9 protein-coding genes, 1 tRNA gene and 1 pseudogene are annotated in these 14509 nt (G+C 59.6%); 4 read left to right on the top strand and 7 right to left on the bottom strand.

The annotated features are described in order from the left end of the window. Positions 1–200 precede the first annotated feature (200 nt). From ACH196_RS26380 to ACH196_RS26390, 3 genes are all read left to right on the top strand, one after another. A tRNA-Arg gene (locus ACH196_RS26380) sits at positions 201–339 on the top strand. Positions 340–885: 546 nt separating this feature from the next. Next, positions 886–4878, top strand: coding sequence for a chemotaxis protein CheB (locus ACH196_RS26385; protein WP_396649899.1), 3993 nt, complete (start codon positions 886–888; stop codon positions 4876–4878). After that, positions 4868–5206 carry a response regulator gene (locus ACH196_RS26390; RefSeq protein ID WP_396649900.1) on the top strand — a complete coding sequence of 113 codons (339 nt, stop codon included), beginning with the start codon at positions 4868–4870 and terminating at the stop codon, positions 5204–5206. Before ACH196_RS26385 ends, ACH196_RS26390 begins: the two co-directional genes overlap by 11 nt. Positions 5207–5544: 338 nt before the next feature. Here the strand turns inward: ACH196_RS26390 and ACH196_RS26395 are convergent, their stop codons facing one another. The 5 genes and pseudogenes from ACH196_RS26395 to ACH196_RS26415 form a co-directional block, all read right to left on the bottom strand. Then, positions 5545–6414 (bottom strand): alpha/beta fold hydrolase, encoded by an 870-nt coding sequence (locus tag ACH196_RS26395; protein ID WP_396649901.1) that lies wholly within the window; start codon positions 6412–6414, stop codon positions 5545–5547. A gap of 3 nt (positions 6415–6417) precedes the next feature. Further along, positions 6418–7492, bottom strand: a pseudogene (locus ACH196_RS26400) (flavodoxin family protein). Between the two features lie 21 nt (positions 7493–7513). Further along, entirely contained in the window at positions 7514–8482 is a 969-nt protein-coding gene (locus ACH196_RS26405) for an SDR family oxidoreductase (protein WP_396649902.1), read from the bottom strand. 70 nt (positions 8483–8552) lie between these two features. Then, positions 8553–8765, bottom strand: a complete 213-nt coding sequence (locus ACH196_RS26410; protein ID WP_396649903.1) for a hypothetical protein — start codon at positions 8763–8765, stop codon at positions 8553–8555. Positions 8766–8935: 170 nt separating this feature from the next. Next, entirely contained in the window at positions 8936–9232 is a 297-nt protein-coding gene (locus ACH196_RS26415; RefSeq protein ID WP_396649904.1) for a hypothetical protein, read from the bottom strand. Between the two features lie 501 nt (positions 9233–9733). Between ACH196_RS26415 and ACH196_RS26420 the strand changes: the two genes are divergently transcribed. After that, positions 9734–11845, top strand: a complete 2112-nt coding sequence (locus ACH196_RS26420) for a catalase (RefSeq protein WP_396649905.1) — start codon at positions 9734–9736, stop codon at positions 11843–11845. Between the two features lie 81 nt (positions 11846–11926). Here the strand turns inward: ACH196_RS26420 and ACH196_RS26425 are convergent, their stop codons facing one another. Then, positions 11927–13066 carry an alpha/beta hydrolase family esterase gene (locus ACH196_RS26425; protein ID WP_396649906.1) on the bottom strand — a complete coding sequence of 380 codons (1140 nt, stop codon included), beginning with the start codon at positions 13064–13066 and terminating at the stop codon, positions 11927–11929. 122 nt (positions 13067–13188) lie between these two features. Next, entirely contained in the window at positions 13189–14448 is a 1260-nt protein-coding gene (locus tag ACH196_RS26430) for an NAD(P)/FAD-dependent oxidoreductase (protein ID WP_396649907.1), read from the bottom strand. Between the last annotated feature and the right edge of the window lie 61 nt (positions 14449–14509).

Below are 14509 nucleotides of genomic sequence, written 5' to 3' on the forward strand. Positions count from 1 at the left end.
TTGGATTTTGTGCGCGGATGATAAGTGCGTCGACATGGGAGTCCTGGTTCAGGAGCCAGCCGACGGTCGCGCTTGATTTGCCGGGATGCCGTAAGGGGTCGGAAGCGGCGCATCAACATCCGCCCTGCGGTCCCGGTAGCGGCCGATAATTTCAAAGCCGCGCCGCATTGGGCCATCGAACACTGCCGCTGAAACAGGGTGCACCGCAGCCATTTGGGCGATAGCCTGCTCTATTTCGGCGTGAGCGAGCATCCCGCGTCAATGCCGATGACCGCGCCCTCCCTACGGTCTGCCCTCCGAAGGCAGAGGCCGTTGGTTCGAATCCAACCGGGTGCGCCAAATTAGCGTTAAAGTTCAGATAGGTACTCGGCTGTTTCCAGCCTGGCTTTTATTGATCCGGAATGGGCGTAAGCGCGTGGAGCCGCTTTTGTCCAATCGACAGCGCAGATTCAAAGGCAAATGGGCCCAGATTGCCGGCATCCAGAGCATTCTTGCATGACAAACGATCGTTCGTCGGCCTGAGCGCTGCTCACGAGGGCAGCGGTCAGCATGGTGTGGCGAGGTGGAAGGTTTTCAACTCATTCCCAGGCCGGCCATCACCTAGAAACGTACAAGGGCGTACGGTTAGTCAAATGCTCTGCAGGGACACGACCCACAGATACCCTGGTGGAGAGGTGAAACGGTCACCTCATGTCGATCTTGGCACGGCCTCAGGGGCTATAGGACTTGAATTATCTCTTATCTTGTCGACCACAAGCATCCACTCGAGAGTCGACGCGTTGCACGCAACTACCCGCCATGCGAGGCTGCCAACGCTCCAATAGTCCCTCATGCGACGGGATCGTTAGCACTATGCAGTTTCGAGCCTGTTGAGTAGGAAAAATCGTGGCGGACAAGACCAAGAAGGACAGGGAGCCACGCAAGCCGCCACCGGTTGGAGTTGCTCGTGAAGCCGCAGAGACCGGCGAGGCATCACGCATGGCAGACGGCGTACCCAATGCAGTCGTCGGCATCGGCGCCTCAGCAGGTGGCATCGAGGCTCTCAGCAACTTCTTTCAGGCCATGCCGCCCGACAGTGGTTGCGCTTTCATCGTCGTCCTGCATCTCGATCCAAAACGCGAAAGTGGAATGTCCAGCATTCTCGCTGCGCGTACGGCGATGGTTGTGCGACAGGTCGAAGACAAAATGCCCGTCGAGCCAAATCATGTCTATGTCATCGCTCCCGATTCGACGCTCACTGTCGAACAAGGAGTTCTGCGGCTCTCCGAACCCAAGCAGCCGAGAGGACATCGTCATCCCGTCGATCTGATGTTTGCTTCCCTTGCCGCTGAGCAGCGCGAGCGGGCGATCGCGATCGTGCTTTCAGGGACCGGCAGTAACGGGACGGCTGGACTGCGCGAGATTCGCGCCGAGGGAGGGATGAGCCTCGTCCAGTCGCCTGAGACGGCCAAGTTTGACGGCATGCCACGCAGCGCCATCTCTGCTGACATGGCAGACCAGGTACTGGCCCCGGAAGCCATGCCGGAAGCTTTGCTCCGGTATGTCCGCCATGGCTACGTCACTGAGGCAACCGGAGACAAAGGGGGTCCGCCAGGTGCGGACACTTCTCTCAACCGCATCCTGGAATTCCTTCGCGTGCGCGCCGGCCATGACTTCCGTCAGTACAAGCGCACGACGCTTGGAAGGCGAATCCACCGACGACTTGGTCTCCGGAATTTCCAGAATCTAGATACTTATCTCGACGAGCTCCATGCCAACTCGAAAGAGGTCACCACACTCGTTCGTGATCTTATGATCAGCGTAACCAGCTTCTTCCGCGATACCGATGCCTGGAAGACACTTGCCGATTTGGTGCTGACACCGATGATCCAGGAGCGTGAGGCAGGGGCTTCGATCCGGATTTGGGTGCCTGCCTGCTCCACAGGCGAAGAGCCCTATTCGGCCGCGATACTCGCTACGGAGATCGCCGAGGCTGCAGGCAAGCGCCTGGACATCAAGGTATTCGCCACGGATGCGCAGGAGGAAAATCTGCGTAAGGCGCGCGAGGGTATTTACCCCGATGCCGAGATGTCGGGATTTTCGCAGGTTAGGCTGCGTCGCTTCTTCGAGAAACTGGATGGTTACCATCAGGTCACGAAGGAACTTCGGGACATGGTCGTGTTCGCGCCGCAGAACCTCTTGCGCGATCCTCCGTTCTCGCGGCTGGACCTGGTATCGTGTCGAAATTTCCTGATTTATCTCGAACCCGACGCGCAGCAGAAGATCATTGCTCTGTGCCACTTTGCCTTACGCCCCAACGGCTGCCTCTTTCTCGGGAATGCAGAGACTGTCGGCCGCCATGATAATCTTTTCGAGATCGTCTCGAAGAAGTGGCGTATCTATCGCCGGCTTGGGGCGACGCGTCACGATTTGATTGACTATTCGGCGCCACGCGGCACGGCCTCCACTGTCACCCATCCCCGCGCCCAGGAAGACCCTCTGACCGCGGCGCCTATCGCCGACTTGGCGCGGCGCGCCTTGCTCGACCGCTATGCACCGGCGTCCGCCGTAGTCGATCGGAAGGGCCGCATCGTTTATTTTCATGGAGCGACCAGGGAGTTCCTCGAACAGCCGCCCGGCGAGCCCACACGCGACATTGTGACGATGGCAAGGGAGGGGCTTGGCCCGCAGTTGCGCGCCGGCTTGCGCAAGGTGCCGAAGGAGGGGGAAATTGTCAGCGTCCATGCGGTGCTGCGTGAGAAGGGCGGGGCCAAGCCCGTGACCATATCCATCGCGACCTTGTCGCCCGTTAGAAGCGAGGCGGAAACATTCCGTATTGTCAGCTTCGCTGCCGATTCGACGGCCGCGCCCATTCGTGGCGAGAGCGCTAATGCTGGTTCGGCCGAACGCTTGCTGCAGGAAGAACTCAAATCGATACGCGCCGAGTTGCAAAGCACGATCGAGCAATTGGAGACGACGAACGAGGAACTGAAAGCCTCGAACGAAGAGGCGACCTCGGTGAACGAGGAACTGCAGTCCACCAATGAGGAACTGGAAACGTCGAAGGAGGAGCTACAGTCGTTTAACGAGGAGTTGCACACAGTCAATAATCAGCTTCAGCACAAGATCGGTGAGTTGGAGAACGCCACTAACAATCTGAACAACCTTCTAGCCGGCACCGAAATCGCGACGCTGTTTTTGGACACCGACTTGCGCATCAAGTGGTTTTCGCCCGCGACCAAGGATCTTTTCGATCTGGTCACGCCGGACATCGGGCGGGCGGTTTCGCACTTTGCCCGCAAGTTCGCCGACGATAATCTGCTGCGCGACGCGGAGACGGTTTTGAAGAAGCTGTCGAGCATCGATGCCGAGGTGCCGAGCGATTCAGGTCGCTGGTACCTGCGTCGTATGATTCCATATCGTACACAGGACAATCGGATTGCGGGGGTCGTGGTCACCTTCAACGACATCACCGATCGTAAACAAGCGACCGATGCGGTCAACGAAGCCAGAGTGTACGCCGAGGCAATTGTCGAAACGGTGCGGCAACCACTGCTCGTCCTAGACGGCGAGTTACGCGTCCAGTCTGCAAATACCGCATTCTACGATCTCTTCCAGGTGGATAAGGCCGATACGGTTGGCTCGCTGCTCCATAAACTTGGAAATGGTCAATGGGACATCCCGGAACTGCGCCGGCTGCTTGAGAAGGTGCCCGAAGACAACTCGATCGTGACCGATATGCAAGTTGAGCATATTTTTCGCGAACTTGGGCGGCGTATCATGCTGCTCAACGCGCGCCGCTTGTCACGCAACGGTGGGCGTCAGGCACTGATCCTGCTGGCCATCGAGGACGTTACGGAGCGCAGGGATGCCTCGATGAATGCACGCCGGCTGGCTGCGATTGTCGAGTCATCGGATGACGCCATCATCAGCAAGGATGTCAATGGTGTTGTCACCACATGGAATATTGGAGCCGAACGCCTCTTCGGCTATCCTGCGTCGGAAGCTCTCGGCAAGTCGATCACCATCATCGTTCCACCTGACCGACTGGATGAGGAAGCCCGCATACTCGAAGGCATCCGAAACGGCGAGCATTTCAATCATTTTGAGACGATACGCCGCCGTAAGGATCACACAACAGTCTGGGTATCGCTCAGCATCTCACCCCTAAAAGATGCCCAAGGACGGATCATCGGCGCCTCCAAGATCGCCCGAGATATGACCGAGCGGCTGCGGGCCGACGAACATCGGCGCGTCCTCGTTGGCGAGTTGAATCACCGCGTCAAGAATACCTTGGCGGTTGTTCAGTCCATCGCCAGCCAAACGCTCGGACACGCAGCCTCCCTGGAGGAGGCGCGCAATTCATTCGCCGCCAGGCTCTTGAACCTTGCGCAAGCACATGACGTGCTGACCCAAGAATCTTGGACCGGTGCCGACCTCGAGAAGATGGTGGTAGACACCGTGAAGCCACACGAGGGTGGAGCCGGTCGTTTTCAGATTGGTGGACCACCAATCCCACTTACGCCGGCAGCGGCTCTCGCCGTGTCAATGGCAATTCACGAATTGGCGACCAATGCCGCAAAGTACGGTGCACTGTCGTCGGACGAAGGGCGGGTCAGCATCACGTGGCGGATGACGGGAAGTGGCGCGGATCGTCGAGTGTTGCTTCGCTGGGCCGAGACGGGAGGACCGACCGTAACCCAGCCAAAACGAAAGGGATTTGGGTCGCGCCTCATCGAACGGGCCCTGGCCCTGGAACTGGCGGGCAAAGTCGACGTTGCATATGAACCGTCTGGTGTGGTCTGTACAATCGATGCCCCCATGCCCGCGGGACAGGAAAGGGCAGGCAATCCGGATGCGGCGCGAGCAGACCAAGCGGATACTGATCGTGGAGGATGAAGTTCTTCTAGCGATGCAGTTGGAAGACATGCTTGTTGAGATGGGGCATGTGGTCGTGAACATCGCTACGCGGGTTCCCGAAGCGGTTAAGCTTGCAAGGGATGCTGACATCGATTTCGCCGTACTGGACATTAATGTTGCCGGCACGAAATCTTTTTCGGTGGCTGACGTTCTTCGATCAAGGTGCATCCCATTTGTATTTGCCACTGGATACGGTTCCGCCGGTCTGAAAGAAGGATACCGAGACGCGGCAACGTTGCAGAAACCCTATGAGGCGAGCGATCTGACGGAAGCGCTGGATCGGTGCTTAGCGTCATCCAGAATCTAATCGTGGGCAGGGGGCGGCCGCGTTGGAACTTCGCGAGATGATTCACTCTGCTGTCCGGTGATTGCACGATGGACACAGCCGGGGATAATCAGACGGAACGGCGAAGTGGAAGCGCCAAATAAGATCGCGGTGCAGCATCGCCTTAGACTTAAGTGGCTAACCCATCAGGCCGGCAGGTCGAAAGACCTTCCTCGATACCTTATATCTTCACAACAGGCCTCTCTGCCGGAGGAGCCATGGCCGTCGCAATGCTCCCGGATCATCCATGTTCGCCGGTCGGCCTGACCTTAATGAGGCCGACGCCTTGGGGCCCCAGTTCAAGCGCCCGAACACACTGACTACTTCGATTGCTGCCTTTCGACAAAATTCGTAAGCGCCGCCGCTACAGCTTCGGGTGCTTCTTCTGCCATGTGGTGGCCGCTGTCGATTGGCGCCCCCTCTATAGACTTTGCCCACGGCTGCCAAACCTCGAGAACGTCGCCATATAGCGACTCAAGGTCATCTTTTCGTGACCACAAGACCATCGTCTTACATTTAACAATCCTGCCTGCGGCTCGATCGGCAGCATCATGGAGATGATCCACGGCGAGCCCAGCCCGGTAATCCTCCAGCATTGAGCGCACGACACACGGATTGGTTATAGCTGCGAGGAAGTCACGGTAGTTTTCGTGGCCCATGCGCTCCGGGTCACCGCCATACCATGCAAGCGGGTCCGCATTTATCGCTCGCTCAGGCTTGTCCGGTTGGTAAAAAAAGAACCAGTGCCACCAAGCGGCCGCGAAGCGCGCATTACATCGCTCGAGCGCTTCGAGGATCGGTACGCCATCCATGATCACCAGATGGTCGACGGCTTCGGGAAAGTCCATCGCAAGGCGAAAGGCCGTGTAGCTTCCACGGTCGTGACCGGCCAGTGCGAAGCGATGAAAGCCTAGCCCGGCCATCAAGTTGACAAGCAGCATAGCTTTGGCGCGTTTTGAGGACTGTAATTCCGCAGGCACGTCAGGCGATAGTCCAGATTCTCCAAACCCGGGAAGGTCAGGACATATCACCGTGAAGTCCGGCGCGAGAAGCGGCGCAACGCGATGCCAGGTGGTGTGGGTTCGCGGGTGCCCGTGAAGCAACAGCATTGGCGGCCCGCTGCCGCCATGTCGAACACGTAAACTAGCGCCACCAACGCTGATCCGGTCAAGTTTGAAGCCGTCGAACATCGGCTATTTCTCGCGGGGCTGTTCCAGCTCTTGTCCAACAATCCGGAGCGTTCCTTTGCGCTGGTCCAGCACCGCCAGCGCTAAGGTCTCTGCTGCGTTGCGGACTTCGCCTTGCATCGCCTTGTCCTTGTCAAGCGCTTCATGGTTTGTGGCGTATGGTTCCCAATAACCGATGTAGCGGTCGAGCTCGGCCAGCGGGCCGGCGGGCATCATCTGCATGAATCGCATCCAATCCGACAGCGCCCGGCGTACATTCTCCACGCCCTCCACGTCGCCATGAACGACGACAGAAAACAGCCGGCCTGCAAGATGGCGCGGATAGTCCCAGCCTTTCATCTCGACCTGCTTGGCAAGCGACGCATCCTTTCCCTGGTTAGTGTAGGGTCAGGATTGCCACCATCGGCGCAAACAAGGCGGTCCATCATCAATTTGATGGGCGACGAGGTTTGATACCAATTGACTGGCGTGACAATCATCACTCCGCTAGCAGCGACCCACAACGGATAGATGGCGTCCAGTCCTGCGTCTGACCGAGCGAGTGGTTGGGGTAACAGGAACAGGGCCAATGGCACAGCGCGGACGCCGTCGAGAAGCAGGCTTTGCAGGGATGAATGTTACGCCCATATTCTGAGGCCACGCGTGACAGGTCGAGAATGTCTGTTTCAATGTCCCGCTTTTGGATCGATCGGCGCGCGATCTCCACCATGCGAAAACTCTTCGACATTTCGCCGGGACAGGTGTGTTCGCTACGCGATGAGCCATTGATGAGCAGAATGCGCGGTTTGTTCCTCTTGTCGGCGTAGCGTTTGCCCGCCTCTTTGACCGCCTCGTGCGCGGCAATCCAATCGATGGCCAACTCGTAGGACGGATCGGAAAATCCGTGGCCCGCTTTACGGGTAATCGGAGCCTTGCGGGAATTGATGTATTCATCCCAAGCGATGGCGGTGATGCGATCGATTTCGCCCCGAACAGCTTCAAATTCCGGATCGACGAATTGCGCTTTGTAGCGCTGCGCGAATTCTGAGCGCGTCAGCTTGGGGCTGGGCATGCCCTTGCGCGGTGGCGGGGCCTCGCCCATCGCGGCTCGTTTGGGCACTGCTCAATATCCACCGATGATCGGCAGGATTTCGCCGGTGATGTAGCTGGCACTTTGGGGCGAGGCCAAGAAGACGTAGGCCGGTGCGATTTCCTCCGGCTGGGCGGGACGTCCCATTGGCGTCTTGGCGCCGAATGTCGAGACGTCCTCCGCCTGCTTTTCCGATGGATTGAGCGGCGTCCAGACGGGGCCAGGTGCGACGGCGTTGACGCGAATACCCTTCTCGATGAGATTGCCGGAAAGAGCCCGCGTAAAGGCGTGAATGCCGCCCTTCGTCATCGAATAGTCCACCAGCTCCTTCGACCCATCGATACCTGTCACAGAGCCAGTGTTGATGATAGAGGAGCCGGGCTTCATGTGCGGCACGGCTTCCTGTGCCATATGGAAATACCCGTACAGATTGGTTTTCAGGGTCGTATCGAAATGAGCTTCGGTGAGATCTTCGAACTTGGCCGAATGGATCTGAAAGGCGGCGTTGTTGACCAGAACGTCGAGACGGCCGAACGCTTTGACAGTGGCCGCAACAGCCTTGCGACAATCGACGCGTTTGCTGACATCGCCGGCGACCAGGACACATCGACGGCCTTCGGCCTCTACGGCCGTCTTCGTCGCCTCGGCGTCCTTGTGCTCGCTGAGATAATGAATAGCGACATCCGCGCCCTCGCGCGCGAACAAAACGGCGATGGCACGGCCGATGCCGGAATCCCCTCCCGTGATGAGGGCAGCCATGCCCTTGAGTTTATCCGAACCCTTCCAGAATGGCGCTTCATAGAAAGGCAACGGCTCGATCTTGTGCTCCATGCCCGGCTTGGGGTGATGCTGCTTTGGGAATGGGGGAACTGGATAGCGCCGCGCTCCGGCCTGCATGGCTTTCGGCCCGCCTGACGACTTCCTCTCGGCGGCGCGATCGTCGCGATCAACCTTCTGCTGGATCGAGCGTTGCTTGCGGGTGGCAGGGGAAGCGAGCGGCATGGAATATGCTCTCCGTTGATCAGCATCAAAACTGTTCCAACGGAAGCTGGTTCCAAGGGCTTCGACGTCCTCAAGCGGCCCTATCGCCGAGGTCGGCCAGCGCGATGAGATCCTTCTTGGCGGTGACACCCCGCTTGTAGGCCTCGATCAGTGCTGCGGCCACAGCGTCCGACTCGGCGCCCGGCCTTGGAAGCCTCCGGCGGCGTACGATTTCGTCGAAACAGGATTGCAGGATATCCATATCTTCTGGTCCGAAAACGGATGTGCCCTCTCTTCCTTTCATCGGCCAATCTCCACTGCAGAACCGGATTGTCGGTGCTGGAAAATATTGGTCCACAAGGACGAAATTTCAATTCCCTCTTGTCTGCGCGGCGGACGCGAAGAAGGAGAGAATCGAGGCCCAGAAACGGTCCGTCAAAGAGCAGGCTGGAAATGCACCGGACGCCACGGAAGCTACGGTTTAGTATCATACATTAGCGGGTCGCCGCGCATACGCGTCGCCAGAACGAGGCCTCCGAAAAGATAAACGGCGGCTCCAACCCGCAGCGTGACGACACCGCCCGGCTGCTGGTCATGGCCTGCATTCATGACGACCCCGAAACAGGTGAAATCGCTGCTGCCGTAGAGCGGTGGCGGGGCCAGCGACAACAGCGCGCCAAGCAGCCCGTGCGCATTGATGTCAGAAGCACACCCAAGGCGCGGGTCGCAACGTGTGTGCGTTGCGTCGGCGCGGCTAATCTGGTCGTCCATCTGGGGTTCGGGGCTCGAGTAACCGCATGATGCCGCTCCGCTACTTCTCGATCTCATGCATATGCCGCGTGGATAAGACGCCGTCCGAAAGAATGCAGTTGGCGATGCTGTCGTCGGGAATGCCCAACCAAGGCGGCGATAGTCGCCTCGGCGAGCCCAAGATTACTATTGATGCTTGCAAAGCTCTATCGCGGAATATGCAGAGTGATGCCGGTCAGGTCGGTGCCCTTGAACAGCTTCGTGCACTGCCGGAGTAAGCTGCCGAAGACGTGCCATCCTCCCGCGCCGAGAACCCGACGACCACGGCGCAACAAAGACTGGTATTCTCGAAAGTGGCGCAAAACGCCCCGCTGCCGACTGTCGAGGTTTGCAATTTAAGGCCGAGCGTTACTCACAAGGGCAGCACTCCCTGAGCTACAATGCGCGTGCCACCGGAACGCAATGCGTCCCCATCGATTGAGAGTGATGCGCATTGCGCACATCTCTCTCAAGGGAATTTCCATGGCCAAGAGCGCTAGACAGTCGTCGGGCACGCCCGCGACGATCCATGACCAGAAACTTGAGCGCGGCAAGGGCGGCGAGCTGCACCAGATCGCGGAAGGCGATGCTCCTGTTCTGACGACGGCTCAGGGCGTTCCGATTGCCGACGACCAGAACACCTTAAAGATGGGCGAGCGCGGACCGACGCTAATCGAGGACTTCCACTTCCGCGAGAAGATTTTCCACTTCGACCACGAGCGCATCCCGGAGCGGGTGGTGCATGCACGCGGCTACGGGGCGCACGGGTATTTCGAGAACTATGAGTCGCTCGCCAAATACACGCGCGCTGACATTTTCCAGCGTGCCGGCGAGAAGACCCCTGCCTTCGTTCGCTTCTCCACTGTGGCCGGCAGCGAAGGGTCCGCCGACCTTGCACGCGACGTGCGCGGCTTCGCCGTCAAGTTCTACACGCAGGAGGGCAACTGGGACATCGTCGGCAACAACATCCCAGTTTTCTTTATCCAGGATGCCATCAAGTTTCCTGACATCATTCACTCGGTAAAGCCGGAGCCCGACCGGGGTTTTCCGCAGGCCGCATCCGCCCACGACACTTTCTGGGACTTCATCTCACTGACGCCGGAATCCATGCACATGATCATGTGGGTCATGTCGGACCGGGCGATCCCGCGCTCCTTCCGCTTCATGGAAGGTTTCGGGGTGCACACCTTCCGTTTCCTCAACGCGAAGGATGAGTCCACCTTCGTCAAGTTCCACTGGAAGCCCAAGCTCGGCCTGCAGTCGGTGGTGTGGAACGAGGCGGTGAAGATCAACGGTGCCGATCCTGATTTCCACCGTCGTGACCTCTGGGAGGCGATCCAGTCGGGCAATTTCCCCGAATGGGAATTGCGCGTCCAACTCTTCGATCAGGACTTCGCCGACAGTTTCGACTTCGACGTGCTCGATCCGACAAAGCTCATCCCCGAGGAAGTTATCGAGCCGATCGCGGTAGGCCGCCTGGTTCTCGACCGCATGCCGGACAACTTCTTTGCCGAGACCGAGCAGGTCGCGTTCATGACGCAAAACGTACCGCCCGGCGTCGATTTCTCCAACGATCCACTGCTTCAAGGCCGCAACTTCTCTTATCTTGATACGCAGATCAAACGGCTCGGCTCGACCAATTTCACGCACCTTCCGATCAATGCGCCGAAATGCCCGTTCCACCATTTCCAGCAGGACGGCCACATGGCGACGCGCAACCCGGTTGGGCGGGTGAACTACCAACCGAACTCGTTCGGCGAAGGTTCAAGGGAATCGCCACAGCGCGGCTTCCGGTCATTTTCCGAAGCCATGGAAGGCCAGAAGGTCCGGCGGCGCACGGCAAGCTTTGCCGATCACTACAGCCAGGCGCGCCTGTTCTTCAACAGCCAGACCGCGCCAGAGCAGAAACACATCGCCATGGCGCTGACCTTCGAATTGGGCAAGGTGGAGACGCCCGTCATTCGCGAACGGATGATTTCGCATCTCCTCAACATCGACGAGGGACTGGCCGAAACGGTCGCCGACAAACTCGGCATCAAGGAACTTCCCAAACCGGCAGATGCAGCAGTCTCGCCACGCGACGATCTCGAACCGTCCCCGGCGCTCAGCATCCTCTCAAACGGACCGGATAGTTTCGCGGGCCGCAAGATCGGCGTGCTGGTCAGCCCTGGCGCTGACGCGTCGCTTCTGAAGAAGCTCCGAACCACGATCGAGAAGGAAGGCGCGACGATGGAAGTCATCGCTCCAAAGGTTGGCGGTGTCGAAGCGGCGGACGGAACTACAATCTCCGCCAAGCACATGATAGATGGCGGGCCTTCGGTCCTGTTCGACGCCGTGGCGCTGGTCCTCTCCAAGGAAGGTGCCGAACGCCTCACAGGCGAGGCCGCCGCGCGCGACTTCGTCGCGGACGCCTTTGCCCATTGCAAGTTCATCGGGTTTACGCCCGGCGCAGCGACGCTGTTGCGGAAAGCCGGCGTCGATCCGCACGCCGATGAGGGACTGATCGGTCTCGGCGATGCGAAGGCGATCGCCGGGTTCATCGAGTCCTGCCGAAAGCTCCGCCTCTGGTCTCGAGAGGCGGCGGTCAAGCTCTAGACTGTTGCCTGAGCAGGGCCGAGGGAGCCAGCCACGGCTGGCCCATTCGTTGAGACGCACATTCCGATACGGGCGAGGCTATCAGCGCATCAGCCCGGCGGTCCGCAGGGCGTCCTCGATAATCTTCTGCACACCTGACGCTGGTGACGCCTCCCGCTTCGGGCCCATCGATATCTCCGGAGATCGCGCCGGCATCCTTGGTCCGGCATTGGATCGGGTACCGACGGGCGGCTGGGAATAGACGACGAGGTCCCGCCGCTTCGACTCGGCAGAAGTCCGTGCCTCTCCGTCTGCGATCTCCCAGAACCGCGCGATCTCCTGCGTCGAGGAGATGCCGACATCCAGCATGTAGGGTCCCGGCGTTCCGTAGCCATTCTTGTCGATCGGCGTGCCATGGCCCATTCCGGCGATCATGTTGACCTCCAGCACGACCTCTCCGCTGGAATCGCACCAGACCTGCCGCGTGTTCTTGCCCTCGGTTCGAGTGTGCGTAAGCGGGGTTTGGATCTGGTGGACGCCCCACCACTGGCTGGCGATCGCCTCGGCATTCGAAGCAGCGACGGTTTGGTCGCTCGTGGGCCACGGCCCTCGATGAGACGATGCGCCACGCAGCATGCGCCGCAACTCCTCGTCCGAGGGGCTGCCATGGCCTCGCATGCGGTCAAAGGCTTCCGGAACAGTCGCCGCGCTGCCATAGGCGAGCCCGGCGATGATTGCGCCACCGGCGAAGACATCAGGATAGGATGCAAGCATGGCCGCGGCCATTGCGCCACCGGCCGAGAGGCCGGTGACGAAGATCCTTTTCCGGTCAAGCCCATGCGCCTTGACCATCGCCTCGATCATCTGGCGTATTGAAAGCGCCTCGCCGGCGTCCCGCCTCACATCGGCAGGCTGAAACCAGTTGAAGCACAGATTTGGATTGTTGGTTCGCTGCTGCTCGGGATAGAGCAGCGCGAAGCCGGCTTCATCGGCAAGCTGCGACCAGCCTGAATGATGGTCGTAGCCTGCCGCGTTCTGCGTGCAGCCATGCAACACTACGACGAGCGGCGCACCTTCCGGCAGGTCATGCGGAAGATAAGATTTCGCCTTCAAGGCGCCGGGGTTGGAGCCGAAGCCGGTTAGCGGCGAAAGACGGTCGGGTGCGCCGAGGTGCACGGGCGAGGCTGTGTTTCGGGCCTGAAGCGCGGCAAGCCGCGCGATTGTGTCGGAGATTTTTCGCAAGTGGGCCGTCCTTGTTGTGACGCCCGGAATTGGACGGCAATGGGTGCAACGCACCTGCAGCAATATCGTTGCTGCACTGCACCATAACAAGGACTGTGCTTAGATGGACTTGATTTCTGGCGTCAAGCGATGAGCTTGCCTGCCGCGTCCACCAGCTTCCTCACTATGCCAGCGCGTCCAAAGGCGAACAATTTCCCGTCCGTATCGTCACGCCCATCGATGGTGGTTGAAATGATCTCCGACGCGATCTGCGAAAACGTGATTCCGTTGCCGCCATAGCCCTGGACGGCGAAGATGCCGGGATGACCGGGCAACTCACCGATATACGGCAACCCGGTCGTCGTGGTGCCGAAACATCCAGTCCAGGCGAATTCGGCCGTGGTATCCAGTTGCGGAAACAGGTGCTTCAGCTTGGTGGAAATCGTCCGCGTCTTGGCTGCGAGCAGACTGTCCCGTTTCGCCTCGTCGACGAAATCCTCGTCCTCGCCGCCGCAGATCACCCGTCCGTCGGCGGTCGCGCGCATGTAGAGATACGGATCGGACGCCTCCCAGATGAAAGCCGCACAGGGCCAAAGCGCACTCTTCTGCAGCTTTGTTGCGATGGCGTAGGTGGAAATGACGGAATGGGTGTCGGAGGGCACGATGTCCATAAGTTCGTAACCCGTTGCCAGCACAACCTGTCTGGCGGAGATCACCGGCCCGTCCTTGGTTTCTCCGCGAACGCCGGTTGGCACGGTGGTAAGGCCTGCGACGTCGACCGGAGCGAAGAAGCGGGCTTTTCGGTCGAGCGACTTGCTGAGAAAGCCGGCGGTGAGCTTGCGCGGATCGAGGGCGAGATTATCGTGGCTGAGAATTGCGCCCTTGCGGTCGATGCCGAACTTCTCCTTGAGAACAGCGGGAGTCAGATAGCTCGCGCGTATTCCAGCGTTGGACCTGGCCTCCGCCTCGAGCCGCAATGCTCCGGGATCGAGAGCATTCCCCGCGAGATACAAGGACTGGGTTCCAGTCATGTCACAGGCGATACCGAGTTCACTGATGCGACCTCGCAGGTTGGTTACCGCCAGACGCGATCGTCTCCACGCTTGTTCGGCGCCGGGTTTTCCGATCTTTCGGCTCAGGCCAGAGAGCGGTTGATCGATCTCGAACTGCACCAGAGCGGTGGTCGCCGGCGTAGAGCCGAGCATGCTGCCCCGGCGATCGACGCCGATGACCTCGAGACCCTGGGTGGTCAACGCCTCGACCAGCATTGCGCCGCTGATGCCGAGCCCTACTACCAGTACGTCGCACGTGACGTCTCGCGTCAGCTTTTGCGTCGGTATGCGGGGAGCGCGGTAGGCCTCCCAAACAGGAACGCCGGTCCGCAGGTCGAGCTTGCGCGTCATCGTGGTTGCCAGGGTATGAGGGAAAACATGAACCCCGGCGAATGATCACCGGGGTCCATCG

Origin of the sequence: Mesorhizobium sp. IMUNJ 23232, assembly GCF_044326205.1 — a bacterium.
Lineage (GTDB): Bacteria > Pseudomonadota > Alphaproteobacteria > Rhizobiales > Rhizobiaceae > Kumtagia.